A 25794-nucleotide genomic window follows, 5' to 3' on the forward strand; every position below is an offset into this window, starting at 1 on the left:
TGTAGTCTGAACCCATGCTTTGCTTCCCTTACCCGATTCCAGCCACACGATGACCGACTCCCTGCCTAAAGACCTCCCCATGTTGGCGCTGGATAATCAGCTATGTTTCGCCCTGTATTCGGCGTCCCTGGCCTTGACCAAAACTTACAAACCGCTGCTCGACAGCCTCGGTCTGACCTATCCGCAATATCTGGTGATGCTGGTATTGTGGGAACACGACGATATTCCGGTCAAACAAATCGGCCAAGCCTTGTTTCTCGATTCCGGCACCCTGACTCCGCTGCTCAAACGCTTAGCCAGCTCGGGCCTGCTGAGCAGAAGCCGCGATGCTGACGATGAGCGTCAAGTCAGAATCACCTTAACCGCTGCCGGTCGCCAGCTACGCCAAGCGGCGGCAGCGATTCCGGCACAAATTCTGTGTGCCAGCGGCCAAACCCCCGATACGCTCTGCACGCTACGTACACAATTGGGCGATTTGCGCGAGGAATTGCAAAAAAAGTTAAACTAAGTTGTTTCATCCCTATCGGCTCGATAGAGATATTCAATGGGTATTTAGATTGCACACAATTTAATTGTGTACTATTATTACTGCATCGTACTACCCCCTGTTGTTTCATTAACCTGTTTGGAGAATTCACATGCAAGTCATTTATACTGCTCATGCTACCGCCACCGGTGGCCGCGATGGCCGCGCCGTTTCCAGCGATAATCACCTCGACGTGCAACTGAGCACGCCGAAAGAATTGGGCGGCGCTGGCGGTGCTGGTACCAATCCGGAACAAATGTTTGCGGCCGGTTATTCGGCCTGCTTTATCGGCGCGATGAAATTCGTTGCTGCCAGCGGTAAAATCGCCCTGCCACCTGATGTATCGGTGAACGGCTCGGTCGGTATTGGCCCAAATAGCAGCGGCGGCTTCGCCATCAGCGTCGCTTTGGAAGTCAATTTGCCTGGTATGGAACGCAGCGCAGCGCAAGCCTTGGTCGATCAAGCGCATCAAGTCTGCCCATATTCAAATGCAACACGCGGTAATGTTGATGTCAGTATAACGTTGATTTAATTCAATTAAATAAGGTGAGCGCGATGCCGCGTTCACCTCAACGGCTGTTTGAACCAGTCCAAATTGATGTGTATGATAGCCGGAGCACTGTTACCGGAGCCCATGCCATGATCCCCTATTTGAATCAAGAACAAGTCACCGCAGCGCTGCCTTGGGCGGCCCTGATCGATGCCTTGCGTGCCGCATTTTGTGAAGTCATTTCTACCCCGGCGCGCCATGTCCACCACATTTCACCGAGCACCGATACCACCTTGCTGTTGATGCCAGCTTGGCAGAGCGATGGCCACACCGGCGTGAAACTGGTCACGGTCGCACCGCGCAATACCCACTTACCGGCCGTGCAAGCGCTGTTCATTCTGCTCGATTCGCACACTGGCGCACCGTTGGCGCTGATGGATGGCGAAGCATTGACAAAAAAACGTACCGCCGCCGCCTCGGCCTTAGCGGCCGATTATCTGGCGCGCCGCGATAGTCGCAGCTTGCTGATGGTCGGCAATGGTCATTTAGCACCGCATCTGGCGCTGGCCCACTGCGCCGTACGGCCTATCGAGCACATCCGTATCTGGGGCCGTGCAGCTGAAAAATCGGCCGCCTGTCGCGCTGCCATTCTGGCCGATCCAACTTGCCCACCCGGTCTGCGCATCAGCCTCTGCGAGGATTTGGCAAGCGGCTGCGCCGATGCCGACATCATCTCCTGTGCCACCACCAGCAGTGTGCCCTTGGTCAATGGTACCTGGGTACGCGACGGCACACACATCGACTTGGTCGGCGGCTTTCGTCCCGACATGCGCGAAGCCGATGATGCCCTGATGGCGCGCGCCGAAGTCACGGTCGATACCTATACCGGTGCCCTGGCCGAAGCCGGCGACCTGCTGCAGTGCCTGGACAATGGCAGCCTGCAACGCGCTGCCATCGTCGCCGAGTTGGCGGAACTCTGTCGCGGCCGGCATGGCGGACGGCGCTCAGCGAACACTGTGACGGTATTCAAATCGGTCGGCACGGCACTCGAAGATTTGGCTGCAGCCAATTTGGTTTGGCAGTTACACAGCGCTCAGCAATAAAAAAACCGGACAAGTCCGGTTTTTTTAAGGAAGCGCAGATTTAATCGCTGTGGAATTGTCCGTTGCCAATGAGGATGCAATGCAAGGCGCCTTTTGCTGTCAATAGCGAGCTATTGACAGCAAAAGGCGACGCAAGTGCGCCTCAGTGGCGACGGACAAACCGCTTGGATTAAATCTGCGCTTCCTTAAATACGCTGACACCAAGAGTTATTCCGCACTGACTTTCGGCCGTCCGCCCAGCAAAGCAGCACGCGGCTTGGTGGGGGCCGCACCATTCATCGCCAGTTCGACTGCCGTCGACAGCGACGGCAGAGTACTGGCACTCGGTTCATAGGGTTTCAAAAACCACGGATCAACTTTTTCACGCGCTGGCAAAAAGCCGCGGCCACTGCTGCGCTCCGGACGGTCAGTACGCTCAGAGCGTTCCGGCCGTTCGCTGCGCTCAGGACGGGCACTGCGCTCGCCACGTTCAGCCGGCTCGCTGCGCTCGCTACGAACCGGACGGCTGCGTTCGCTGCTGATGCTCGAGGTAGCAACAAACCCGGCCAAGTTCAGACAAACGATTTTCTGCTTAATCAATTTTTCGATATCGGCCAGCAAACGTTCATCTTTATCGGTAAGCAAAGAAATCGCATCACCCTTGGCACCGGCACGACCAGTACGACCGATACGATGAACATAATCTTCGGCGTTGTAGGGCAGATCGTAATTGATCACACACGGCATTTCCGAAATATCCAGACCGCGCGCAGCCACATCGGTAGCCACCAGCACTTCAACGCCACCGCGCTTGAAATCTTCCAGCGCCTGCATGCGTTCCGATTGCGATCTGTCACCATGAATCGCCGTGGCTTTGACACCTTGCTTAACCAAGTGCAACGCCAAACGCGAGGCGCCGATCTTGGTATTGGAAAACACGATGACTTGCTTAAGACCGCGCTCGCGGATGATGAAGGAAACCGCATCGCGCTTCTCTTCTTCCGACACCTTGTACAAAATCTGCGTGACATTGTCGGCCGTGGCATTGCTGCGCGCGACTTCGATGGTTTGCGGATCATTGAGGAAGCTGGCCGCCAGCCGTTTGATTTCGGGTGAAAAAGTCGCCGAAAACATCAGGTTCTGTCTTTGCTTAGGCAAGAGATTGATGATGCGTTGCAAATCAGGCAAGAAACCCATGTCGAGCATGCGATCAGCCTCATCCATCACTAAAATCTGTGTCTGCGACAAGTTAATGGTTTTTTGCTGCACATGATCGAGCAAGCGGCCCGGCGTAGCGATGACGATTTCCACCCCGCCGCGCAGTGCCACCGTTTGCGCGGTCATATCGACGCCACCGAACACCACGGTCGAACGCAGCGGCGTGAAGCGCGCATACGATTTGACATTAGCGGCAACTTGATCGGCCAGCTCACGGGTCGGCGTCAGTATCAAGGCGCGCACCGGATGGCGCGCCGGTGAGGCACTGGTGCTGGCATGGGCGAGCAAACGCTGAATGATAGGCAGAGCGAAACCGGCCGTTTTACCGGTACCGGTCTGGGCTGCACCCATCACATCACGACCTTGCAAAACCACCGGAATCGCTTCGGCTTGGATAGGCGTAGGATGCACATAGCCCTGCTCGGACAAAGCGCGCAATATATCGGGCGAGAGGCCGAAATCTTCAAACTTCACAGGATGTTCGGTTTGCTCGTCAGGGGAAATAGAGGGGGACTTGATATCAGTCATGGTCAATGGTGGGCCTTCCGTGAATCAAACACGGTACCGGCACGGTCAGTCTGCCGAGAACACCAAGTTTCTGAGGAAGTCAATGTTAAGTGGGTATAGATGAGGAAAGACAAGAGTATATTACAAATCAAGGGCTTACGGGAATCTATAGCGTAAGCGCGCGTCGCACACGGCGACAGCGCGCGATTTTCAAGCGGAGAACCCGAACAAGGCCGCCGGACTGTCACGCAGCACGATGCGGCGCGCTGCTTGATTCGGCAAGTATTGTTCCAACATCAGCGTTTGTTGGCCGTAATGTGCGCTGGCCTCGTACAAGGTGTGCGGCCAGTCGCTGCCCCACAATAATCGTTGCGGACCGAATTGCGCCAGCAATAAGGGCATAGCAGCCAAGGCGATTTGCTCGCCGCGTCCCTCTGCACCGTTGCGATAGGCGGCCGACAATTTCACCCATACGTTTTGGCTGGCCCCCAGCGCGAGCAAATAGCGAAAGCCGGGATCGGTAATCCCCAGCAGCGGATCGGGTCGGCCGAAATGGTCTACCACAACATTGAGGCCGGCGGCCAGCAAAGGTTCCAATACTGGCTGCAAGGCCTGAGCCAGTTGATGGACTTCGACTTGCATGCCTCGCACCTTAAGCATTGCCAGCAGCCGCACCCATGCCGCAGCGCTGAACATGCCCGTGGCCGCACCGGCAGTGGTGATTGACAGGCTGGCGTTCGGCTATGATCGCCAGCCGCTGGAATGACGCCGCTCGCGTGGCGCGGCGGCGGATTTTCGTTACCAGATTGAGATACGCTGAGCGGAACTGCGAGCAGCGCGCGCTGGTGTAACAGCGAAAAAAGAATTACCCGAGCTGATCCATCGCCGTCCGATACGTCTCGCGACAAGTCGCAACCGAAGCGGCAGAAATCAGCGCCGTCACGGTCACAAATACTGCCACTGGCATCCAACCGTTCGGGCCTGGTTGCAAGATCGAGGCGCTGATGGTCGGTGCAAAGCCGCCAAGGGCAAAGCCGATCTGGGTGCCGATCGCCATACCCGACAAACGTACCCGGGTGCCGAACATTTCACCGTACAAGGATGGCCAAACACCATTGGCGGCGCTGTAGACCACACCTGACAACAACAGACCGAAGGTAAAAATCAAGCCGATGTTAACCTGACTGATCGCCCACATGTAAGGCCAGATCAAGGCCGCCGAACCGAGTGCACCGAAAATGAACACCGGCTTGCGGCCGATACGATCAGACAAAATGGCAAAGGCCGGAATCGCCGCCAGCGCGACCACATTCGCCAACACCAACACCGTGAGCATGGTAGCGCGCGGAATATGCATGGTGTTGACGGCATACGAGAGCGTGAAGACGCTGAAAATGGTACTGACCACCGACACCAGCGCGGCAAAAATCACGCGCACGACATTGGCCTTGTTACTGGTAAACAGCATGGTCACCGGCATTTTCTCCGACTTGTCGTGATGTCCTTCAAAGGCTGGCGTTTCTGGCAAAGTCCGACGTACCCACATGCCGACGGCAACCACGATGGCGCTTAAAAAGAAGGGAATACGCCAGCCCCAAGACAACAACTGATCTTCCGGCAGTGCCGAAATCGGCAAAAACACCAACGTCGCTAAAATCAAACCAGCTTGCGTGCCGCTCAATGTGAAGCTGGTGAAGAAGGCACGCCGATGCGCCGGTGCGTGTTCCAGCGTCATCGAATTGGCACCGGCTTGTTCGCCGGCGGCCGATAAACCCTGCAACATGCGCAAGACCACCAGCATGATAGGTGCAGCAATGCCGATCTGTGAATACGTTGGCAGCAGGCCGACTAAAAACGTCGACACGCCCATCAACAGCAAAGTGAACGTCAGTACCTTTTTGCGACCGTATTTATCACCGATGTGACCGAGCACGACCGCGCCGATAGGCCGAGTGACATAAGCGACGCCGAACGTGGCAAAGGCAGCAATGGTGGCAGTAGCCGGATCAAAGGCAGGGAAAAATATTTTCCCGAACACCAAGGCGGCAGCCGTGCCGTAAATAAAAAAGTCATAATATTCGACCGCGCTGCCGATCCAGCTGGCGAGCGCGGCTTTGCGCGACGAGGCGGAGGAAGTGGACGCCGCTTGGCGCTTACTGGTAAATGTAGACATACGTTTTTCTCTATCAAGGTGAAGTGGCACAGCGCGTCTGGCGGTGTACCAAAAGTTTTTCGGGAAGCCCGGTTAAAGCGGCAGATCCTTAAAACTTATGCACAAACCCGGTTTGCAAACCGCTCAAACGTTGACCATTGACATCGGCACCAGCCAAGTTGGCAGCCGGTGCAGCCGAACCGCTGAAACGGAAACCGGCATTGGCTGCATTACTGAGCACACTGGCAAAGGTATATAAAGTGGTGCGTTTCGAGAGATCATAAAACACCCCGATATTGCCGCCTTTGGCACCGGCATTCCCGCCAGTCGTATCTTTGATCACCCCGTACAAAGCGCCGACGCGGACTTGCTGATTGATGCGATAGTCGCCCGACAGCTGATAAATATTGAAGTAGCGATTCGCGTTCTTATCGGTACCGGCGAACAGATTATTCGGATTAGCGACATTGCTCAGTATCGTCGCGGCCGTCAAACCATTGGCGCTGGCGGTATTATTATTGCTGTGCACGTAGGCGAAATACACTTTACCTTGGCCATAATCATAATCGGCATACACATTGTGATATTGAATTTTTTCTTGCACGCTGCCGCTCGGTGCCGGTTTCGCACTCAAACCGGCATAACCGATGCGATACGGGCCTTGACTGAAATCGAGCGAGAACTGCATCACCGCGCTCTGGCTCACACCACCACCAGCCTGCTCACCGAGGGCATAATGCAGCGCGCCCTGGAAACCGGCCAGGCGCGGCGTTTTATACGACATATCATTATCGTAGCGCGAAGGAACGCCGAAAGTATTGACGACCGAGCCGAAGGTCGTCCGCTCGGTGTAATCAATCGCTCCACCGATGAAGAAAATTTCGGTATTCTGGCGGCCCAAACGGAATTCACCGAGCGGCGTATTGATGCCGACCCAAGCTTGGCGATCAAACAAATGATTGCTATCGGCCGAGGCACCGGTATCGGCATTCAAGCCTTGTTCGAGATTGAATTTAGCCTGGTAACCGTCACCGAGTTCTTCGACGCCGCGAAAGCCAAGGCGGCTACGCAGTACCGAGCCGTCATTGATACCGAACACGTGCGTGCCGCTGGTGCTGCTGATATAGCCAAGATATTGATCGAGCGAGCCGTAAATAGTGACGTTGCTTTGAGCCTGAGCCAAGGATGTACCGCCGGCCATCAGTGCCAAGGCAATGACTTGTTTGTTCATAGTGATCTCCAAATTATTTTAGTGATTTCAAATTTTTTATTTCCCCCCAAGTAAAGCTGGAAGTGAGGGGGCTTCTTGCCAACTTACTCGGTGTGTTTGCGGTAAGCGTAAGGAATCGCCAGCCACGATAAGGCCGCGAGTAACACAGCCAGACTCAGCATGGTCAACACCAAAGTCTGGGACGCGCGATCATTGCTGTGAGAAATAATTTACCCCACCGTGAAGGCGCTGACGCTGAACAAAAATCTGTACAGGGCTACGCTCACCTTCACTTGCGTAGCCAACAGCATTACGAGACTGATCAGATGTTCGGGCGGCGGCACGCGTGTCATGTCTGTCCTTGCGAGCGCAACAGTTCCGCCATGGCGGCGACGGCCAGCACATAACCGGCCGTGCCGAAGCCAAACAAAACGCCCGCTGCCACTGGCGACAAATATGAATGCTGGCGAAACGCTTCGCGCGCATGCACATTCGAAATATGTAATTCAATCAAACGCAGCGCCGCGCCTTTGACGGCATCGGCCAAAGCGATCGAGCTGTGGGTGTACGCCCCGGCATTGAAAATCACCCCGACCACCCGACCGGCAGCTTGTTCTGCGCCGGCTTCCTGTATCCAATCGAGCAGCACGCCTTCATGATTCGACTGGCGAAAATCACAAGCCCAGCCTTGTGCGGCGCACGCGGCCGCGCACGATTGGCCGACTTCAGCCAAGGTTTGTGCACCATACACGCCTGGCTCACGCGTACCGAGCAAGTTGAGGTTGGGGCCATTGAGTATCAACAGGGTTTTCATCATCGCAATCGCATTCAGTTAAATCAAGCCATCATCGGATGACCGGGTACCGGCGCACGCATATTCAAACTACGTCGCAATACCTGATCGGTGACCCATTTCGCCGAGGCATGCGCGCGTGCCGCCACGACTTCGGGTGACAACTGCAGATAGTCATCATTGAAGACTTCAAAACTGTAATCGCCGCGATAAGCGTTTTTATCTAAGCGGCGCAACAAGTCGCTCAATTCTTGCGAGTGCGTGCCCTCACCCGGAAACACGCGCAGATGACGCGCGGTTTCGAGTCTTTCTTCGGCACTGCGGATATCACGCCACATATAATCCGACAACTGCACCATGGCGATTTTTCCACTTGGGATATCATCGATGGCATCGAAGTTGGCTTGATTGGCGAGCATGTGAAAGCTGTCGATCACTACACCGAGGTTGGCATGATCGGCCAATTCAACGGCTTGCCATGATTGTTCATACTGATTGATATGCCGCCCCCAAGACAGCGCTTCAAAGCCGACCCGCACGCCCAGCGGCACGGCCAGCGTCGCCAGTTTGGCCAAATGCCGGGCAATCACCTGGATATCGCCGCTGGCATGACTGGAAGTACTGGAACACACCATCAACAAAGGCGCGCCAACTGCGCGGCAAATCTGCAGCATGTTTTTGGCGATATCGAGCTTGTATTCGTGCAGCGGCCCGCTCAAGCCCTCAAAATCGCGCATGACTTGAATGCCGGTGACGCGCACACCGCTGGCGCGCACCAGCCGCACCGCCTGCTCCAAGCCACCCGGATACGAGGCCAAGTCTTTGGCCCACAGCATGATTTGCGAAAACCCGGCGGCTTTCGAGGCCGCCAGTTTCGATTCGAGCGGACCGGCCAGCGTGATGCTGTCCATACCGAAATTACTCAGATTCATAAAGTCCCCAGCGCCCGAAAAGCCGCCGCATCCACATCGGGCCAGCCGAACAATTCCAAGTACAAGGGTGCTTGTTCGATCAACATCTCGCGCCCTTTCTGGATACGGCAACCACGTGCTGCGGCGGCTGTCAGCAATTTCGTCATTTCGATTTTCATGCCGCAATCGGCGACGATACACTCGGCCGACAAGCCAGTGAGATCGAGCGGCAAAGGATCATCGACATGCATGCCCAGTGGCGTCGAGTTGACGATCAAATCATAGCCGCGCGCCTGTGGTGCCACCACACTGACAGCCGTAGCCGGGAAAGCGAGCTGCAAACGCTGTTGCAAGGCCTCGGCCTGTTCCGTGCGGGTGTCATATACACCGATCTCAGCAATCCCGCGCGCCGCCAAAGAAGCGGCAATCGCGCACCCGACTCCACCGCTGCCGACCACCAGCGCACGTGCCTGCGCCCAATCGAAGGGCTGGGCGGCACAAGTACGATCCAAACCACGCACAAAACCTTCGCCATCGATCAAATCGCCGACGATACGGCCTTGCAGATCGCGGTAAATCGCATTGCAAGCACCGGCCATTTGCGCGCGCTCAGTGACGATATCCACACTGCTGACCGTCATCGGCTTATGTGGAATCGACACGAAGATGCCGCCGACATTCTCGATTGTCATCAACTGCCGCACCGTCGCGGTATACGCGTCCGGCGCGACCTTGAGCGGGATCACGCGCGCATCCAAACCATGCTGCTCAAAATAGGCATTGAACAAAGCCGGTGCCTTAACCTGCTCGACCGGCCAACCGATGACGAAAAAAATACGGGTCGTTCCTGAAATTGCGCTCATGCTGTGTGCTCCGGATGGCTGACGACCAGTTCGAAACAAATGCCGCCTGTATAAAGTTGGGTCAATGCGCCTTTTTCGCTCGCACCGGCAGCGGCGCGATCAACAAACACAATGCCGCGTTGTTGTAAGCTACGCACCGCAGCAGGCACGTCCGGTGCGCCGATGCCGATGCGTACTAATTGCTCATCCCACTGCAAACCGGCAGCGCCTTCCGGCGGCTCAATCAATTGCAAGTAAAAGCTATGGCAAGGACTTTCCAACAGCATGCCCTTGGGTAAAACACCAAAGAAGCGCCCTTCCGGCAGCGGCCGAAAATCCATCAATTGCTGATAAAAATCGATCCATTCCGGCGTCCGCTCGCGCCCTATGGTTTGCACCACACCGAAGAAATGCATGCCAGCCAGTGCCGGCGGTGCCGGGTCAACTTGTGGCAGCGCTTTGAAATCGACATCGTAAATCGAGAAATCGCGCACGCGGTCGACGAAGTACAAAATCGAATCACCGACACCATGCACGCCGGGGATATTCAATTCCATCACACCGGCACGCGTCTGTATGCCCCAGGCACCCATAGCGATGGTATGGCGGTAGGCGGCATCGGCATCGCGCACGCGCAGCGCGATGGCGCTGATCACGGTCGATTGCGGCGCATTGTCAGCCGGTGGCAATGCTGCCGGGTCGGCGTTGACGATGATATTCATGCTGCCCTGGCGATACAGCGTCACTTCGCGCGAACGGTGCCGGGCGATAGCGACGAAACCCATTTGCTCCAGCAAAGCACCGAACACCAACGGACGCGCGGTCGCATATTCGATGAACTCGATGCCGGAGATACCGAGCGGATTGTCCGGCTCGGGATGATGTTGTTGCAGATTCATTGTTGGCGCACCTTGATAGGAAGATGCAGTCAGTGTAAAAAAGAGCGGTGCGAAAAAACAGTGCCAAAAAACGCGTTTGCTGCGACAATCGCTCAGTTCGCGCGATCAGCGCACAAAGCCAAGGAAATTTCAACATGTCACGCGCCCAACTCGAAGCCGTCGAAGTCGCCAAACGTGATTTGATTGATGGCCTGATCACCGGCATCGATGTCATCACCGCCTTCAACGATGATGCGGCCCGCCTGAGTGCGAGCGAACTGGCGGAAAAAATCACCATCAGCCGCAGCGCCGCGCGCCGCTATCTGCTCACGCTGGTGCATATCGGCTTGGCCGCCACCGATGGCAAAAGCTTTTGGCTCACCCCCAAAGTACTCAATCTCGGGCGTTCGTACATCAATTCGGCACGCCTGCCGCGCGCCATCGTGCCGTTCTTGCAGCGCCTGACTTTGCAGTTGCAAGAGTCGAGTAATTACTCCTTATTGGAGGGCGATGATGTGGTGTATGTCAGCCGGGTCAATGCGCCGCGTTTGCTGACCACCGGCTTTGAACCGGGCACCCGCTTACCGGCGTATACCTCGACCGCCGGCCGAGTGTTACTGGCGGCATTGAGTGAGCTGGAATTACAGACGTATTTAGCACGCGTCGAACTGGTCGCCTATACCCACTTGACCGTCACTGACAAAACCGTGTTGGCGGAAGAATTGGCGACGATCCGCGAACAAGGTTTCGCGGTGACTGAAAATCAGTTTGAAATCGGCTTGCGCGGCATCTCGGTGCCGCTCAAGAACCGCCGCGGCATGTTGGTCGGTGCCTTGAGTATTTCCATGATGATCGCCAGCAGCTCGAAAGCCGAAGCCAGTGCGCGCTGCTTGCCGGCGCTGCAGGCGGCCGCTAACACCATGATGCAGTGGGTGTGAGGGATAGCAAAAAGAGCGGACAGCAGCGAGCCCTGCCGTAGCTATGCACGGCAAGGCTCGCTGTTTGAAAAACCTCTATTGGGTTTGCAGTTGCTCGGCCAATTGCTGCAGCACGCGATAACATGGCAGTACCAAGGCGACACTGGAATTCGGTTCGCGGCCTTCGCGGATAGCGGCAAAAAATTCGCGATCCTGCAGCTCGATGCCATTCATCGATACGTCAACCTGACTGACATCGATTTTTTCTTCCTTGCCGTTGTACAGATCATCGTAACGTGCCAAGTAGGTCGCGCTGTCGCCGATATAACGGAAGTAAGTACCGAGCGGTCCATCATTATTAAAACTCAAAGACAGGGTACAAATCGCGCCGGTGCTGCTTTTGAGCTGGATCGACATATCCATGGCAATCCCGAGCTGCGGGTGGATCGGCCCTTGCATGGCATTGGCCGCAATGATTTCACCGCCACTCTGATAAGCGAACAGATCGACCGTATGGGCCGCATGATGCCAGAGCAAATGGTCAGTCCAGCTGCGTGCCTCGCCGAGCGCATTCATATTGCTGCGCCGGAAAAAATAGGTTTGCACATCCATTTGCTGCAAGCGGAAGGCCCCGCTGCGCATCTGTTCGTGAACATATTGATGACTGGGATTAAAGCGCCGAGTATGACCACACATCGCCACCAACCCGCTGCTGCGCGCCGCTGCAGCCACCGCTTCGGCACCGGCCAAACTATCGGCCAAGGGAATTTCGACTTGCACATGTTTGCCCGCCTTCAGACAAGCGATGGCTTGCTCGGCGTGTAACTGGGTCGGCGTACACAGAATCACCGCATCCACTTCCGGCAAGGCCAAACTCTCGGCCAAGTCCGTCGTCACATGGGCGATCCCGTAACGCGCCGCGATCTGCGCGGTTTTTTCCAGGTCGCGACTGACCAAGGACACCACTTCCACACCCTCGATCAAGCGAATGCCATCGAGATGCTTGATGCCGAAGGCACCGGCACCGGCCAGTGCGACTTTGATGGTCTTGCTCATGCTTAATTCTCCAAAATCAAATGACCGACCGCCGTATTCGAGGCCGGCACATGGTAAAAGCGCTGCACCAGTTTTGCTGCGGCGGCACCGGCGACATCATCCATCGCGCCACGCGCAATCAACCACATCACCAATTCTATGCCTTCCGAACCGGCTTCACGCAGGTAGTCAATATGCGCGAGATCGGCCAAACCATCGGGCTCGGCGATGAGGCGATCGAGAAAAGCATTGTCAAATTCACGGTTGATCAAGCCGGCGCGTGCGCCCTGCAATTGATGACTCATGCCACCGGTACCCCACACCTGTACCTTGAGCGGCTTGTCATAGGAAGTGATGGCACGGCGCAGTGCTTTGCCGAGCTCGAAACAGCGCCGTCCCGACGGTGCCGGATATTGCACCACATTGACGGCGAAGGGAATCACGGCACATGGCCATTGTTCGGGCTGACCGAACAGCAGCGACAGCGGCACTGTCAAACCATGATCGACATCCATTTTATTGACGATGGTCAGGTCAAAATTTTGCTGTATCACCGATTGCGCAATATGCGCTGCCAATTCCGGATGCCCGTTCACTACCGGCACCGGACGTGGCCCCCAACCTTCATCGGCCGGCTGAAATTGCGCCGCGCAACCGATCGCGAAGGTCGGTATCATTTCCAGGCTGAAGGCCGTGGCGTGATCGTTATAGACCAAAAAAATCACATCCGGCGTGTTCTCTTTGAGCCATTCCTGCGATGGTGCATAACCATCAAATACCGGTTTCCAATACGGCTCAGCACTCTTGCCAAGATCGAGAGCGGCACCGATGGCCGGCACATGCGAGGTGTACACACTGGCAGTAATACGGGCTTGCTGATCACTCATTTCTTTTCTTCTCCGATATAACGATTGCCATCGATATGGCGACCGCCGGCCAGCATCATAGCTGCATAGTCTGACTGGCTCATGCCGGTCATGCTGGCGGCCATGTATTGAAACGACAAGCCATCGGTGGCACCGATTTTGGCGAGGAAATAAATATTTCCGCCGGCCGCCAAACAACGATTCAAGTCCCGCGTCAGCACACCCTGCTTCTGCTCTTCCGTCATCGGCCATTCATCAAGGTAAGCGCGCTCGTCGGCTTTGAAACGCAGACGGTTAGCGGCCTTCATCAGCGACATGCAGAATTGATTGAGGTGATAACCAAGACGCGATTGTTCGGCATCGAAGATCGTCGTACCGGGAATATCTTGATAGGGTTTTTCCAAGGCCATGATCTAACTCCAATACAAACGTTGGGGATTATCGACCAGCAATTTCTGCTGCAGTTCAAGGCTACTGGCGATCTGCGGAATAAAGTCTACCAGCAAACCATCGTCGGGCATATGCCCCTTCAGATTCGGATGTGGCCAGTCGGTGCCCCACAATACCCGATCCGGAAATTGCTCGATCAAGCGACGCGCAAACGGCACCACGTCGCGATACGCCTGGCGTTCGCCATTGAGCGCCGGCGGGCCGCTGATACTGAGCCGCTCCGGACAACTGACTTTGCTCCAGATATGCGGATGCTCGCGCATCATGGTTTCGAACAAGGCGAACTCGGGGCCATCGACCGGCAAAGACACATCGGGCCGGCCCATATGGTCAACCACCACGGTGGTCGGCAAGCTGGTGAAAAAATCGTACAACTCGGGCAAATCCTGCGCTTCGAAATACACTACCACATGCCAACCGAGTGGCGCGATGCGGCGGGCGATATCGACCAGCACTTCGCGCGGGGTAAAATCGGCCAAGCGTTTGACAAAATTGAAGCGCGTGCCACGTACCCCGGCCGCATGCATGGCCAACAATTCGGCATCGCTGATGTCGCGATGTACCGTCGCCACGCCGCGCGCGCGCCCTTCTGCTGCCTGCAAGGCATCGAGCAAGGCGCGGTTATCGGTGCCGTGGCAAGTAGCTTGCACGATCACATTTTTTGCGAAACCCAAATGATCGCGCAAGGCGAACAATTGTTCTTTGGAGGCGTCGCACGGGGTGTATTTCCGTTCCGGCGCATACGGAAACTGCGCCGCCGGGCCGAATACATGGCAGTGCGCGTCGACCGCGCCGGCCGGTAACACAAATGCCGGCCGCGTCGGTGCCGGATGGAAATCGAGCCAACCCGGTGTTTTGATGAAATCAGTTTGTTCAGTCATAGCCGTTGTGTGTATCCGCTCTGTCAATCAAGATAAGTCAAACCGGCTTGTTCCAGTCCAGCGCGCATTTTATAATAGTCGAGGCCGAGCACACCGGAAGCGAAAATCGCCCGTTTATCGCCCTCGTTAGCTTCGCGCGCCGCCGCCGCATCGGCGACCTGCTGGGCGAACGCCGCCGGCACCACCACCACCCCATCGATGTCAGCAATCACGACATCACCAGGATTGACCTGGGCACCGGCACACACAACCGGAATATTGACCGAACCGAGCGTAGCCTTGATGGTGCCCTTGGCATTGATAGCGCGAGAAAACACTGGAAAACCCATCTCAGTGAGATCACGCACATCACGCACGCCGCCATCGATGATCAAGCCGCGTGCACCGCGTGCTTGAAACGAAGTCGCCAACAAATCACCGAAGAAGCCATCTTCATTGTCGGTGGTGCAGGCGGCCACCACCACGTCACCCGGCTGTATCTGTTCCGCGGCGACATGCATCATCCAATTATCACCCGGTTGCAGCAACACGGTTACGGCCGTGCCGCAGATACGCGCACTGCTGTAAATTGGCCGCATATACGGCTTCATCAAACCGACCCGCCCCATTGCTTCATGGATGGTGGCCACACCGAATTGTGCCAGTTGGGCCACTGCCGCCGGGTCGGCGCGTTCGATACGGCGACGGACTACGCCAAGTTGATTGATTCTGTTGCTCATGATAGTTTTCCTTGAATTGTTCGAACAATCTCGCTGTTTCAGCGGCCGGCGGCCGTCAGTGCCGCATCGAGACGGGGGAACACGCGGCGCGCATTGGCTTCGTAAATCTGGTGCCGGTCCTCGGCGCTCAGTAGCGTCGAGGCTTCAATATAGCGTTTGGTATCATCGAAATAGTGGCCGCTCTCAGGATCAATACCGCGCACGGCACCAATCATTTCTGAAGCGAACAAGACATTCTTGACCGGGATAACGGTATTGAGTAAATCGATGCCCGGCTGATGATAGACACAGGTATCGAAGAATATATTATTGAGCAAATGATCTTGCAACAAAGGTTTCTTCAATTCCTGCGCCAAACCACGGAAACGACCCCAGTGATATGGCACGGCACCGCCGCCATGCGGGATCAAAAATTTCAGGGTCGGGAAATCGCTGAACAAATCCGAGGTCAAACACTGCATGAAAGCGGTGGTGTCGGCATTGAGATAATGCGCGCCGGTGGTGTGGAAGCAGCTATTGCAACTGGTCGACACATGGATCATGGCCGGGATATCAAACTCGACCATTTTTTCGTAAATCGGGTACCAGGACTTATCGCTCAGTGGCGGCGAGGTCCAATGACCGCCGCTAGGGTCAGGGTTCAAATTAATACCGACGTTACCATATTCGCGCACGCACTTTTCCAGCTCTGGAATGCAGCTGGCCGGATCGACACCGGGCGATTGCGGCAGCATCGCCGCCGGCACGAAATGATCGGGAAACAATTGCGCTACCCGGTAACACAATTCATTGCAGATCGCGGCCCAAGTCGATGACACTTGAAAATCGCCGATATGGTGCGCCATAAAACTGGCGCGTGGCGAGAAAATTGTCAGATCAGAACCACGCTCACGCATCAGGCGTAACTGATTGTTTTCTATCGATTCGCGCAGCTCGTCGTCGCTGATACTCAGCTCGCTTACTTTGGGCATCGATGCCGGGTCGGCAATCCCGGCGATCTGACGCATCCGCCATTGTTCCAGAGATTTCGGGGCGGTCGTGTAGTGACCGTGACAATCGATGATCAATGATTTTTTTTGCATGACATAGGTCTCGTGTTTATTTTGTTAATCAAGTATTCGTGGGCTGCCACAGCGCGGCTGGCACCATCACTTCGCCGCGCATGATCAGCCGCGCAGTACGCAGCAAAGCCGCGCGCAGCACTTTCTGCGGATCCGCCGGATCGAGCCCGAGTTCGACACAAAACTCGCCACTCGGATGCTCAACCGATACCCGTCCAGCGGCATCGGCCGACAACTGCGCCACCCCGTCACACACCGAACCGGCCAACACGCAAGCGGTGCCAACGGTAACCGCAGCCAGTACGCCGATGGCATCATGACAAACGTGTGGGATGAAACTGCGCGTGCAAATACTGCCCCCCTCACGCGCTGGCGCGATCAAGGTCATCTTCGGGTAATTGCGCGCACTGACATCACCCAAACCCATCAAGTGCCCGCATTGCAGACGCAAGGCTTCCAAGCGCTGTTTGAGAGCGGCATCGGCATTGAGCTCGGCCACACTCTCATAGCCGCTGTAACCGAGGTCGGCCGCGCGGAATAACACCAGCGGCATGCCGTTATCGATACAAGTCACATCGATGGAAAATGGCGCAAAGCCGACACCATCGACTTCGACGCGGTCGCGTACCCGACCAGTCGGCAGCAACGAGGCGCAGACCGAGCCGGCGGTATCAAGAAAATTAATACTGACCGGCGCAGAACTGCCGGGCACGCCATCGATACGGGTGTCGCCGGCATAACTGACCTGACGCTGGCTGCCAAAAAAAGGCGTCTGAACCGTGATATCGCACTGCATGCCTGTATTTAACGTCAACACGCGCGCCGTGGTGGTATCGCCCTGCGCCGCGATCAAGCCGCGTTCGAGTGCGAACGGCAGCACGGCTGCCAGCATATTGCCGCAGTTAGGCGTGGTATCGACCGTACTGCCATTCGGCTGCAGTTGCGCGAACAAAAAATCGAGCGTGACACCAGACGTGCTGCTGAGACTGACAATCCCCACCTTACTGGTCAGCGGATGCGCCCCGCCCATGCCGTCGATTTGACGGGCATCGGGTGAACCCATGATGGCCAACAGCACACGATCGCGCGTCGCGATATCGGACGGTAAGTCCGAAGCCAGGAAAAAAGGACCGCGGGAAGTACCGCCGCGCATGAACAGGGAGGGAATAGGGGTTTGCATGACTGGCATTATGCAAGTCCGCACACAATAGAAAAAGAGGCAGAGAGCACTAGCAGATATAACAAACTGGCATAATAGTGCATACCTTATTCATTTCACGTCGGGAATGCCATGGATCTCAAACAACTCGATTATTTCGTCCACGTGGCGGAACTCGGCAGTTTCACGCGCGCGGCGGCCGTGCTCGCAATAGCCCAACCGGCGCTGAGCCGACAGATACGGCAGCTCGAAGTCGAGCTGCGGCAGAATTTATTAACCCGCAATGGACGGGGTGTCACTACCACCGAAGCCGGACAATTATTACTCGAACATGGCCGTGGGATTTTGCATCAGGTCGCGCGTGCCAAGGAAGATCTCGGGCGCATACGCGGTGCATTGGCCGGTCGGGTCAGCGTCGGTCTGCCGCCGAGCGCCTCAAAAATTCTCACCGTGCCACTGACGCGCGCATTCCGCCAGCACCTGCCCAATGCGACCCTGTCGATCAGCGAAGGCTTGTCAACCTCGATGCAGGAATGGCTGTTGACCGGCCGACTCGATATCGCGCTCTTGTATAACCCGACCCAAACCAGCGAACTGGCACTGACGCCGCTGGCTGAGGAACGCCTGTATTTTGTCAGTCCGGGCCATGCTAACGACGCGGCCGCACCGATCACACTCAAAGACATCGCCGCCCTGCCGCTGGTGATACCGAACCGCCCGAATGCGATTCGCATGTTGATCGAAGCGCACATGGCAACGATAGGTTGCAAGCCGCTGATCCATTTGGAAATCGACAGCGTGGCGGCGATTCTCGATTTAGTCGCCGACGGTGCCGGCCATGCGATTCTGACCGAATACGCCGTCACCACCAGTACGCAGCCGGAAGCTTACCGCATGCGCCCCATCATCGAGCCTGGCTTGGTGACACGCTTAACCATGGCCACCGCAGCCGGACGCATTACCACGCTGACGCAAAATGCCATGATGGCCTTAATCAAGGACGTCGCGGCCACCATGTATACGCCGCTTTAAGTCGGCCTCGACGGTACCACTGTAACAGGAAATTCTTCGGTATCGATTTCTGCTTGAGTGGCTGGGTTGTAACGCGCCGCCACCACGGTGCGCTCATTGATCAGTGCATCGAGTTGACTCAGCACTTGCGGTGCCAAGACCAAACTGGCTGCCGCCAAGTTTTCTTCCAAATGGGCCAGGCTGGTGGTACCGGGAATCGGAATCACATGTGCGCCGCGCGTCAGTAACCATGCCAGCGATAATTGCGCCGCGCTGCAGCCAACTTGTGCGGCCAGCGCCAGCAATTCTGTATGCCAAGGCAAATTCGCGGCGACCTGTGCGGTGCTGAAGCGTGGCATGCTGCGACGAATATCATTCGGTTCAAACGCCTGCACATCAGGCAACTGCGCCGTCAGAAAACCACGCCCGAGCGGACTGAAAGCGACCAAGGCCACATCGAGTTCACGACAAGCCTCAAGCACGGCGATTTCCGGGTTACGCGTCCATAAAGAATACTCGGTCTGCAGCGCCGCAATCGGATGCACCGCCTGAGCCCGTCGTAAAGTGACGGCCGACACTTCCGACAAACCGATGCTGACGATTTTCCCGGCCTGCACCAAATCGGCCAGCGCACCGACGCTGTCTTCGATAGGCACACTCTTATCCCAGCGATGCAAGTAGTACAAGTCGATGACATCGGTACGCAAACGGCGCAGACTGTCTTCGCAAGTACGACGCAAAGTCTGCGGCCGCCCATCGATACGACGCTGACCGTTTTCTTGAAAAATTCCGCATTTACTGGCCAAAGTAAAGCGACTGCGCTGCCCCGCCAGCACGCGGCCGACTAATTCTTCATTGGCACCATAGCCGTACAAGGCCGCCGTATCAAACAGCGTCACCCCGAGATCCAAGGCCCGCAACAAGACCCGCTCAGCCGCGGCAGCCGAGGGTGCCACACCGTAAGCGTGACTGAGATTCATGCAACCGAAACCGAGGGCCGTAACCTGGTGTTGCGCGATGCGACGTTGTTCCATGTGTGCCCCTGTGTCTGAATGCTGTCACCGCCAGCGCAAGGAATTTCGCGCAGAGATAGCCGACAGCTTGCGCATGATGAGGGTCTGCGCGTGTTTTGGCTAGTGTTACTGGGCACCAGCAGTTATAGCAATCGGGTATAGGTGAATACTCACCGTTAGCTAAGGAGATTTTGCAGCCGATTACTCCGCAGTCCGACAGACTATTGGTCTGTGCCGCCGTCACGCGTCAGAATTGCTCGTAAAAAGAGGCTGTCGCAAAAGCCTGATCATTACCCACAAGTTAGGTCGATTGCGCGCCCACCCATTCGCCCAATTCGTCATTGCCGCGCAGGCGGCAATCCAGTGGCGCGTACGCGCCTTTTATTTTTGACCAGACCGTGATGGAATTGAATTGGGGTAGTGATCCGAAAGAAACTACCCAAGAAACTACCCGGTAGCCAAACTCAAAACTAAATCAAAAGCAGCAAGCGCTTCTGGCATATTTACGACTGCACCCGTCAGCCTCTCGTAAAGAATTGAGTCAGGCACTGAGCGACATGAGCGAAGACGGCATTAAATACAATTTAAAAGTGCTGCAAGAGCAAGGCTTGATTGCCCGAATAGGTTCAACTAAGGCGTGTCACTGGAAAATAAAAGCGTGAGAAAACCTTGCCTCGCGAGAAAGTAACAAATCGCAATCAAGGCAGCACATGCATCCCATCCTCAGCCCAGTCCAGCGGCCCTTGGTAAGTCTCAGCAATCGCCGCCTGCACTTCATCGCGCGCATGCTCAACCGCCGGTGACAAATGGCTGAGCAACACGCGGCCAGCGCCGACTTCATGGACTAACTGACCGATCGCGCGCGGTGGCGTGTGCAAGGTGTACAGCACCGCTGGTGAGCCGGGTGGGTCGCGTACCACGGTGTTAAAGACTAGCAAGTCCGTGCCTTTTGCGATGCGGCGTAAATCGGGCCAGCCTTGGGCATCGATATCGCCGCTGAAGCTGATGCTTTTGCCGGCGTAATCGATGCGATACAACAGCGCCGGCGCATCGCGGTGATGGCCGGCGATGGCCGTGATCAACAAGCCATCTTGTTTGTACACCTGTCGTAGCACGCTGCGCGGGCCCAGTGCGGCCGGCACGTCGTGTGCTTCAAGCTGCAAGGGGGCCGCAAAATCCTGTAAATACGCATAGGCCCCGGCTGGCCCGAACAATAAACGCAGCAAAGCCGAGGTTGAAGGAAAGTAGGCATGCTGTGCATCGGCGGTATGGCCGTCCGGGCCGAACACGCGTAAGCGCCGCGCACCCTCGCCGGATACCGCGCGCGCCTTGAGCAAACCGGGTAAATCACCGACATGATCGGCGTGCAAGTGCGTCAGCAGCACGATGTCGGTCTGGCCCAAGGATAGGCCGCTTTCACCGAGACGCACAAAGGCACCCGGGCCGGCATCGACGAGTATGCGCGCTACCCCATCAACCAAGACCAGGTAACTCGAGGCGGCGCGTCCGGTGGCACCGGGGCCGCCGGAACCGAGCACCACCAATTCCAGCGGCGCGCTGGCAGCCGGTGCCGGTGCGGCCGTAGCCGTGCCTAGCCAGAGCAGCGTGATGCTACAGAGTAAAAGTTGTTTGCCTATGTTTTTCATCACAGCCTTATTCCGCCGAGGCGCTTGATTTGATTTAATTAAAACAAACATCGAATGATGTTCAAACGCAGTGTGCACGCACGCTGCGGCTGCGGCAAGAAGAGAAAATGCGGTCTGCTGCCGTTTTTTGTCGCATTGTTTATTGGCGTTGCGCAATTTAGGTACAAGTGCTACATTGGAAAACAACAAGAAAACAAACTAAACACAACGAGACGCAGTGCACCTTGCTTTCGAAATTCCCTTTCGTCAATTCGTACTGTTACCAGTTATATCAAGCCCTACCCAACAGCTTGGAAATATCATGTCCGCACTTGGCGCGCTTTCTGCTTCCGATGGTTCTATCATGATAGAAAAATCCCATCAACGTTCTTTGGCATTCGGTCTTTCCGATCAGGAAAATCCCGACTACAGCAGCGTTGCAGCCTCCGATTTTTCTGTATTGCTCGATCAAAATCGCGCCTTGCATACGCATGCGCTGCCAGTGATGGAAACCCTGTTCGAACAAATCATCAATACCCATAACATGGTCATTTTGACCGATGTCAATGGCTGCATCTTGCATTCACTCGGCGACGATGATTTTTTGGAAAAGGCCAACCGCGTCGCGCTCAAGCCCGGCGTCGCTTGGTCGGAAGCCAGTAAGGGCACCAATGCGATTGGCACCGCGATTGCCGAACAAAGCTCGGTGCAAATTCATGCACAGCAACATTTTTTACGCGCCAATCATTTTCTGACCTGTTCCGCCGCGCCTATCCTCGATCATCGTGGTAATGTCATCGGCGTACTCGATGTGACGGGCGACCAATGCAGTTACCATAAACACACGATGGCCTTGGTCAGAATGTCGGCGCAAATGATAGAAAATCATTTGTTTTTAGCCTCTTTCAGTAATGGCCTGACCCTGCACTTCAACACACGGCCGGAATTCATCGGCACGCTCATGGAGGGCATCGCCTCATTTTCTGCCGACGGTCGTTTTTTATCCGCCAATCGCAGCGGCTTGTTTCAGCTCGGCTTGCCTTTGCAAGCATTGCAACTCAATACCTTCAGTTCCTTGTTCGGCATCTCGATTTCGGCCTTGTACGACCACTATCGCACCGCTGCGCCGGCTTTATTGAATCTGTGTATGCCCAGCGGCGTACACGTGTATGGCCGGGCCCAACTGCATTCGCTCAATACGGCCTTCCACCAAGCGGCCGGCTTGGCGCGCGCCATCGATGGCGCTGAGCGAGCGCCGCCGCCAGCCGCTGCGACACCACGCCAAACCGCCACACCGACGCGCAAAATGTCGGGCTTGCGTTATCTTGACACCGGCGACACCAAGGTATCGGCCTTGATAGAAAAAGTCAGCAAGGTACTGGGTAAAGATATACCGATACTGATCATGGGCGAAACCGGTACCGGCAAGGAGTTATTGGCGCAAGCAATCCATAATGATTCGCCGCGCGCACACGGCCCCTTTGTCGCCGTCAATTGCGCCTCGATACCGGAAACCTTGATCGAATCGGAATTGTTCGGTTATGAAGACGGCGCATTTACCGGCGCACGAAAAAAAGGTGCGACCGGCAAGATTTTGCAAGCCAATGGCGGCAGCTTGTTTCTCGATGAAATCGGCGATATGCCATTGAGTTTGCAAGCGCGTTTACTGCGCGTATTACAAGAGCGCATGGTCACCCCCTTGGGCAGTAACAAGTCCATCACCGTCAATGTAGAATTAATCTGCGCCACCAATCGCAACTTGCGCGAGCAAATCGCCAAAGGCTTGTTTCGTGAAGATTTGTATTACCGTCTCAATGGCTTGGTGGTGCGTTTGCCGCCGCTGCGTGAGCGCAGCGACATTCAAATCGTGGTCGAAAAAATTCTGATGTCGGAAGCGACTACGCAACGGTATACGGTGGCACCGGAAATCATGGACTTATTCAAACGCCACAGTTGGCCCGGCAATTTCCGGCAACTGACCAACTTATTGCGTACCGCTATCGTCATGGCGAGCGAGGGACAGATTATACAAAAACAGCACTTGCCTGATGATTTTTTCGAAGACATGGAAGTGCCTGCCAGCGCGATCAGCGCAACACGACCACCCTTGATGGCCAGCGAGAGTCAGAATCTGGAACAGCTAGGAGTGGCATTAATACAACAGTCACTGACTACCCATCGCGGCAATGTCTCTGCCACCGCCCGCGCATTAGGGGTGTCGCGCAACACGATTTACCGTAAATTGTCCGCATTAAAGCCAGCGTCCAGCATTTAAGCGCGCCAAAACAACATCAGCTTGCTGTATCAGTTCTCAGATAAGTACTCCCTTCTCTTACACTTGTTGCCCGCTCAATATCCACGCCTACTTTTGCCCGTAATGCGGCGCACTCGCGCTGCCGTCGCTGCGCGTTTTAGCGCAACAACTTAATGGATCGTCGCAAGCGACGATGGAAAAGCCTCTGGAAGGGGTTTGCATCCCCTCCAATCGGGTCGCTCCTTCGTCGCTCTCCGGTCTGAAGAGGCTGTCGCAAAAGGGTATTGAGTCGGTATCATTACCCTAACTGGTGGCCGCGTCATTCCTGCGCGCTTTTGGCAGGAACCCAGCGGCGTTCGTGGTTAACTGAAAATGCCAGAAATTGTGGCATTTTCAGTGTAAAAAACGACGCTGGGTTCCCGCTAAAAGCATGCGGGAATGACGAGGTATGCGGTGTTTCAGGTGTAAAAAACGTCTATCAGGCTTTTGCGACAGCCTCTGAAGGCCGGGGTTTCAAACCCTAGTCAGATTTTTGATGAAACAGAGACTAATTGTGACTTATTGCAAATAGGCAAACTCCGTCAGGCAGGCTTTTTTTGCTCATAAAATGCGCATTTTCAGCCCGCCATCATAGCGCCACACCGATTTTTTCTGCGTTTGGCAAACTGCTTTGCCCTACCCTTAGCGTAGGGCAATGCCCACCCGATTATCAGCCTCCCCTGATGGGTGTTTTTTTAGTATTCGACAATACTGCGTTCAAGGACATCGATGCTGATTTCCTCATTACGGCAGCACAGACGATTTATCTACCCTACTTAAAGGAGCGCATCATGGCGCTGGTCAAGAAGTTTTCCTCAGCGGTTTCCGCTACATCAGTCGAAGGCGGTAAAGCGTCGGCTAGCTCCACACGTGATGCGGAGGTTCAACGCAAACGTGCGCGCACGCTGGCGAAGCAGCAGCAAGCGGCCGAACGGATCGCCGCTGCGACGGCACAGCTTTCTTCGGGGATAAACGAAGCCTCGACGGCAGCCGAAGAATTGAAACGCGCCGCAGATCAAATCGCTACCGGTGCCGAAGAAGCCTCGGGTGCAGCGCAAGAATCACTGGCGGCCTTAAAGCAGGTCGAAGGCGCGATCGCCCGCCAGTTGCAAAATGCCGATATCAGCCAAACCAAGGCCGAAGCCACCGTTTCACTGGTCGGACAAATCAATAGCGAAGTGGCGACGCTGGTGGCCAATGTCAATGTGGCAGCAGAACGTCAGGGTGCTTCGGTAACCATGGTGGTTGAGCTGGAAAAACAAGCGGCCAATATCGGTGAAATCGTCAAAGCCGTCGCCCGCATCGCTGATCAAACGAATTTATTGGCGCTCAATGCCGCCATCGAAGCGGCCCGTGCCGGTCAACACGGTAAGGGCTTCGCCGTGGTGGCCGACGAAGTGCGCACGCTGGCGGAAACTTCGGAAAAAAGCGCCAAGCAAATCCAAGATTTAGTCGGACAAATACAAAAAGAAGTGCAAGTCATCGCCGAAGGCATGGGGGTGTCGGTCGAAGTCGTGCTTAAGGAAGTAGAAAACGGTAAAACCATTACCAGCCAGCTCGAACAAATTCGCATCGATGCGATAGAAATTGTGCGCGGCGTGCGTGAAATTGCTGTTGGTGCACAACAATCAACCAATGCCGCCAAACAGGCTTTGCGCGGCTCGGAAGATATCGCAGCTGCGGCCGAAGAGCAATCAGCAGCGGCGGAAGAATCGGCCAAAACGATTACCCAGCAAAGCCAGGCACTCGGAGAATGCGAGCAATCGTCACAGAGTTTGGCCGAACTATCGGAAGAATTGAAAAACTCCACCGATGTCGCCAAGAGCGCCGAAGAAGTCGCCTCTGCGGCCGAACAACTGTCGTCAGCCGTGCAAGAAATCAGCCGTTCCGGCGCTCAGATCATGGCCGCGATCGAGCAAATTTTAAAAGGTGCGCAAGTGCAGTCAGCCGGCACCGAAGAAGTCGCCGCCGCCATTTCACAGATAGAAAAAGGCGTCGAGGTAGCGCAAGTGTTGGGCAAGAGCAGCGGTGAAAAGGTCAATGCCATCAAAAATTTATTGGGGGTCAATAAGCTCAGCTAAAGTGGCCCCCTAAGTCCAGACAATTATCCAAAGAGTTTAAGATAGTGCCTGTTTCTGCCACAGCTGCGCGGCGC

General features: G+C 55.7%; 25 protein-coding genes. 8 read left to right on the plus strand and 17 right to left on the minus strand.

The genetic code is table 11. The features are described from left to right. Positions 1–49: 49 nt before the first annotated feature. From QN359_RS02335 to QN359_RS02345, 3 genes are all read left to right on the plus strand, one after another. Positions 50–508, plus strand: a complete 459-nt coding sequence (locus tag QN359_RS02335; RefSeq protein WP_322249112.1) for a MarR family transcriptional regulator — start codon at positions 50–52, stop codon at positions 506–508. Between the two features lie 130 nt (positions 509–638). Beyond that, positions 639–1058, plus strand: a complete 420-nt coding sequence (locus tag QN359_RS02340; RefSeq protein WP_322249113.1) for an organic hydroperoxide resistance protein — start codon at positions 639–641, stop codon at positions 1056–1058. A 107-nt stretch (positions 1059–1165) separates the two neighbouring features. Continuing rightward, the gene (locus QN359_RS02345; RefSeq protein WP_323493553.1) at positions 1166–2119 is read left to right on the plus strand and encodes an ornithine cyclodeaminase family protein; all 954 of its coding nucleotides are present in this window, start codon (positions 1166–1168) and stop codon (positions 2117–2119) included. A gap of 207 nt (positions 2120–2326) precedes the next feature. Here QN359_RS02345 and QN359_RS02350 read toward each other — a convergent pair whose 3' ends face one another. Both QN359_RS02350 and QN359_RS02355 read right to left on the minus strand, forming a co-directional pair. Further along, positions 2327–3844 carry a DEAD/DEAH box helicase gene (locus tag QN359_RS02350; RefSeq protein ID WP_322249115.1) on the minus strand — a complete coding sequence of 506 codons (1518 nt, stop codon included), beginning with the start codon at positions 3842–3844 and terminating at the stop codon, positions 2327–2329. Between the two features lie 189 nt (positions 3845–4033). Further along, entirely contained in the window at positions 4034–4465 is a 432-nt protein-coding gene (locus QN359_RS02355) for an amidohydrolase family protein (RefSeq protein ID WP_322249116.1), read from the minus strand. Between QN359_RS02355 and QN359_RS02360 the strand changes: the two genes are divergently transcribed. Beyond that, positions 4464–4589, plus strand: coding sequence for a hypothetical protein (locus QN359_RS02360; RefSeq protein WP_322251153.1), 126 nt, complete (start codon positions 4464–4466; stop codon positions 4587–4589). The genes QN359_RS02355 and QN359_RS02360 overlap by 2 nt on opposite strands. Before the next feature lie 99 nt (positions 4590–4688). On the opposite strand, the gene QN359_RS02365 is transcribed toward QN359_RS02360, so the two are convergent. From QN359_RS02365 to QN359_RS02390, 6 genes are all read right to left on the minus strand, one after another. Further along, positions 4689–5996: an MFS transporter gene (locus QN359_RS02365; RefSeq protein ID WP_322249117.1), complete on the minus strand. Its 1308-nt coding sequence runs from the start codon at positions 5994–5996 to the stop codon at positions 4689–4691. An 88-nt stretch (positions 5997–6084) separates the two neighbouring features. Beyond that, entirely contained in the window at positions 6085–7206 is a 1122-nt protein-coding gene (locus tag QN359_RS02370) for a porin (RefSeq protein WP_322249118.1), read from the minus strand. 328 nt (positions 7207–7534) lie between these two features. Further along, positions 7535–8002 carry a type II 3-dehydroquinate dehydratase gene (locus tag QN359_RS02375; protein WP_322249119.1) on the minus strand — a complete coding sequence of 156 codons (468 nt, stop codon included), beginning with the start codon at positions 8000–8002 and terminating at the stop codon, positions 7535–7537. 20 nt (positions 8003–8022) lie between these two features. After that, a complete protein-coding gene (locus QN359_RS02380; RefSeq protein ID WP_322249120.1) occupies positions 8023–8910 on the minus strand; it encodes a sugar phosphate isomerase/epimerase family protein in 888 nt (295 codons plus the stop codon). Further along, a complete protein-coding gene (locus tag QN359_RS02385) occupies positions 8907–9752 on the minus strand; it encodes a shikimate dehydrogenase (protein ID WP_322249121.1) in 846 nt (281 codons plus the stop codon). The genes QN359_RS02380 and QN359_RS02385 overlap by 4 nt, the downstream gene beginning before the upstream one ends. Beyond that, positions 9749–10630: a 4-hydroxyphenylpyruvate dioxygenase gene (locus QN359_RS02390; RefSeq protein WP_322249122.1), complete on the minus strand. Its 882-nt coding sequence runs from the start codon at positions 10628–10630 to the stop codon at positions 9749–9751. The genes QN359_RS02385 and QN359_RS02390 overlap by 4 nt, the downstream gene beginning before the upstream one ends. A 134-nt stretch (positions 10631–10764) precedes the next feature. Between QN359_RS02390 and QN359_RS02395 the strand changes: the two genes are divergently transcribed. Next, positions 10765–11547, plus strand: coding sequence for an IclR family transcriptional regulator domain-containing protein (locus tag QN359_RS02395; protein ID WP_322249123.1), 783 nt, complete (start codon positions 10765–10767; stop codon positions 11545–11547). A 75-nt stretch (positions 11548–11622) separates the two neighbouring features. On the opposite strand, the gene QN359_RS02400 is transcribed toward QN359_RS02395, so the two are convergent. Genes QN359_RS02400 through QN359_RS02430 form a run of 7 tightly spaced genes read right to left on the minus strand, consistent with a single transcriptional unit; the run spans position 11623 to position 17718 of the window. After that, positions 11623–12582, minus strand: a complete 960-nt coding sequence (locus tag QN359_RS02400) for a Gfo/Idh/MocA family oxidoreductase (RefSeq protein WP_322249124.1) — start codon at positions 12580–12582, stop codon at positions 11623–11625. A gap of 2 nt (positions 12583–12584) precedes the next feature. Continuing rightward, positions 12585–13448 carry a class III extradiol dioxygenase subunit beta gene (locus QN359_RS02405; protein WP_322249126.1) on the minus strand — a complete coding sequence of 288 codons (864 nt, stop codon included), beginning with the start codon at positions 13446–13448 and terminating at the stop codon, positions 12585–12587. Further along, a complete protein-coding gene (gene ligA, locus QN359_RS02410) occupies positions 13445–13837 on the minus strand; it encodes a protocatechuate 4,5-dioxygenase subunit alpha (RefSeq protein ID WP_322249127.1) in 393 nt (130 codons plus the stop codon). Before ligA ends, QN359_RS02405 begins: the two co-directional genes overlap by 4 nt. 3 nt (positions 13838–13840) lie before the next feature. Continuing rightward, positions 13841–14758 (minus strand): amidohydrolase family protein, encoded by a 918-nt coding sequence (locus QN359_RS02415; RefSeq protein WP_322249128.1) that lies wholly within the window; start codon positions 14756–14758, stop codon positions 13841–13843. A 23-nt stretch (positions 14759–14781) separates the two neighbouring features. After that, positions 14782–15477, minus strand: a complete 696-nt coding sequence (ligK, locus tag QN359_RS02420; protein WP_322249129.1) for a 4-carboxy-4-hydroxy-2-oxoadipate aldolase/oxaloacetate decarboxylase — start codon at positions 15475–15477, stop codon at positions 14782–14784. A 38-nt stretch (positions 15478–15515) separates the two neighbouring features. Further along, positions 15516–16544 (minus strand): amidohydrolase family protein, encoded by a 1029-nt coding sequence (locus tag QN359_RS02425; protein WP_322251148.1) that lies wholly within the window; start codon positions 16542–16544, stop codon positions 15516–15518. Between the two features lie 43 nt (positions 16545–16587). Beyond that, positions 16588–17718 carry a 4-oxalomesaconate tautomerase gene (locus tag QN359_RS02430; RefSeq protein WP_322249130.1) on the minus strand — a complete coding sequence of 377 codons (1131 nt, stop codon included), beginning with the start codon at positions 17716–17718 and terminating at the stop codon, positions 16588–16590. Positions 17719–17829: 111 nt separating this feature from the next. Here QN359_RS02430 and QN359_RS02435 point away from each other — a divergent pair, with 111 nt between their 5' ends. After that, entirely contained in the window at positions 17830–18729 is a 900-nt protein-coding gene (locus QN359_RS02435) for a LysR substrate-binding domain-containing protein (RefSeq protein ID WP_322249131.1), read from the plus strand. Here the strand turns inward: QN359_RS02435 and QN359_RS02440 are convergent. Next, positions 18726–19742: an aldo/keto reductase gene (locus QN359_RS02440; RefSeq protein ID WP_322249132.1), complete on the minus strand. Its 1017-nt coding sequence runs from the start codon at positions 19740–19742 to the stop codon at positions 18726–18728. The two genes, QN359_RS02435 and QN359_RS02440, sit on opposite strands and share 4 nt — an antisense overlap. Positions 19743–20419: 677 nt before the next feature. Then, positions 20420–21367: an MBL fold metallo-hydrolase gene (locus QN359_RS02445; protein ID WP_322249133.1), complete on the minus strand. Its 948-nt coding sequence runs from the start codon at positions 21365–21367 to the stop codon at positions 20420–20422. Between the two features lie 301 nt (positions 21368–21668). Here QN359_RS02445 and QN359_RS02450 point away from each other — a divergent pair, with 301 nt between their 5' ends. Continuing rightward, positions 21669–23621 (plus strand): sigma-54-dependent Fis family transcriptional regulator, encoded by a 1953-nt coding sequence (locus QN359_RS02450; RefSeq protein ID WP_322249134.1) that lies wholly within the window; start codon positions 21669–21671, stop codon positions 23619–23621. A 701-nt stretch (positions 23622–24322) separates the two neighbouring features. Further along, entirely contained in the window at positions 24323–25720 is a 1398-nt protein-coding gene (locus tag QN359_RS02455; RefSeq protein ID WP_322249135.1) for a methyl-accepting chemotaxis protein, read from the plus strand. Positions 25721–25794: the final 74 nt, after the last annotated feature.

This window comes from Undibacterium sp. 5I2, assembly GCF_035019605.1.
Classification (GTDB): Bacteria; Pseudomonadota; Gammaproteobacteria; order Burkholderiales; family Burkholderiaceae_D; genus Undibacterium.

Coding starts and splice junctions, on each gene's coding strand:
- QN359_RS02385 (WP_322249121.1), bottom strand. CDS start 9,752: ATGAGCGCAATTTCAGGAACGACCCGTATTTTTTTCGTCATCGGTTGG.
- QN359_RS02450 (WP_322249134.1), top strand. CDS start 21,669: ATGTCCGCACTTGGCGCGCTTTCTGCTTCCGATGGTTCTATCATGATA.
- QN359_RS02370 (WP_322249118.1), bottom strand. CDS start 7,206: ATGAACAAACAAGTCATTGCCTTGGCACTGATGGCCGGCGGTACATCC.
- ligA (WP_322249127.1), bottom strand. CDS start 13,837: ATGGCCTTGGAAAAACCCTATCAAGATATTCCCGGTACGACGATCTTC.
- QN359_RS02350 (WP_322249115.1), bottom strand. CDS start 3,844: ATGACTGATATCAAGTCCCCCTCTATTTCCCCTGACGAGCAAACCGAA.
- QN359_RS02375 (WP_322249119.1), bottom strand. CDS start 8,002: ATGATGAAAACCCTGTTGATACTCAATGGCCCCAACCTCAACTTGCTC.
- QN359_RS02390 (WP_322249122.1), bottom strand. CDS start 10,630: ATGAATCTGCAACAACATCATCCCGAGCCGGACAATCCGCTCGGTATC.
- QN359_RS02360 (WP_322251153.1), top strand. CDS start 4,464: ATGCCTCGCACCTTAAGCATTGCCAGCAGCCGCACCCATGCCGCAGCG.
- QN359_RS02440 (WP_322249132.1), bottom strand. CDS start 19,742: ATGGAACAACGTCGCATCGCGCAACACCAGGTTACGGCCCTCGGTTTC.
- ligK (WP_322249129.1), bottom strand. CDS start 15,477: ATGAGCAACAGAATCAATCAACTTGGCGTAGTCCGTCGCCGTATCGAA.
- QN359_RS02345 (WP_323493553.1), top strand. CDS start 1,166: ATGATCCCCTATTTGAATCAAGAACAAGTCACCGCAGCGCTGCCTTGG.
- QN359_RS02400 (WP_322249124.1), bottom strand. CDS start 12,582: ATGAGCAAGACCATCAAAGTCGCACTGGCCGGTGCCGGTGCCTTCGGC.
- QN359_RS02365 (WP_322249117.1), bottom strand. CDS start 5,996: ATGTCTACATTTACCAGTAAGCGCCAAGCGGCGTCCACTTCCTCCGCC.
- QN359_RS02415 (WP_322249128.1), bottom strand. CDS start 14,758: ATGACTGAACAAACTGATTTCATCAAAACACCGGGTTGGCTCGATTTC.
- QN359_RS02445 (WP_322249133.1), bottom strand. CDS start 21,367: ATGAAAAACATAGGCAAACAACTTTTACTCTGTAGCATCACGCTGCTC.
- QN359_RS02405 (WP_322249126.1), bottom strand. CDS start 13,448: ATGAGTGATCAGCAAGCCCGTATTACTGCCAGTGTGTACACCTCGCAT.
- QN359_RS02395 (WP_322249123.1), top strand. CDS start 10,765: ATGTCACGCGCCCAACTCGAAGCCGTCGAAGTCGCCAAACGTGATTTG.
- QN359_RS02380 (WP_322249120.1), bottom strand. CDS start 8,910: ATGAATCTGAGTAATTTCGGTATGGACAGCATCACGCTGGCCGGTCCG.
- QN359_RS02430 (WP_322249130.1), bottom strand. CDS start 17,718: ATGCAAACCCCTATTCCCTCCCTGTTCATGCGCGGCGGTACTTCCCGC.
- QN359_RS02355 (WP_322249116.1), bottom strand. CDS start 4,465: ATGCAAGTCGAAGTCCATCAACTGGCTCAGGCCTTGCAGCCAGTATTG.
- QN359_RS02435 (WP_322249131.1), top strand. CDS start 17,830: ATGGATCTCAAACAACTCGATTATTTCGTCCACGTGGCGGAACTCGGC.
- QN359_RS02335 (WP_322249112.1), top strand. CDS start 50: ATGACCGACTCCCTGCCTAAAGACCTCCCCATGTTGGCGCTGGATAAT.
- QN359_RS02455 (WP_322249135.1), top strand. CDS start 24,323: ATGGGTGTTTTTTTAGTATTCGACAATACTGCGTTCAAGGACATCGAT.
- QN359_RS02340 (WP_322249113.1), top strand. CDS start 639: ATGCAAGTCATTTATACTGCTCATGCTACCGCCACCGGTGGCCGCGAT.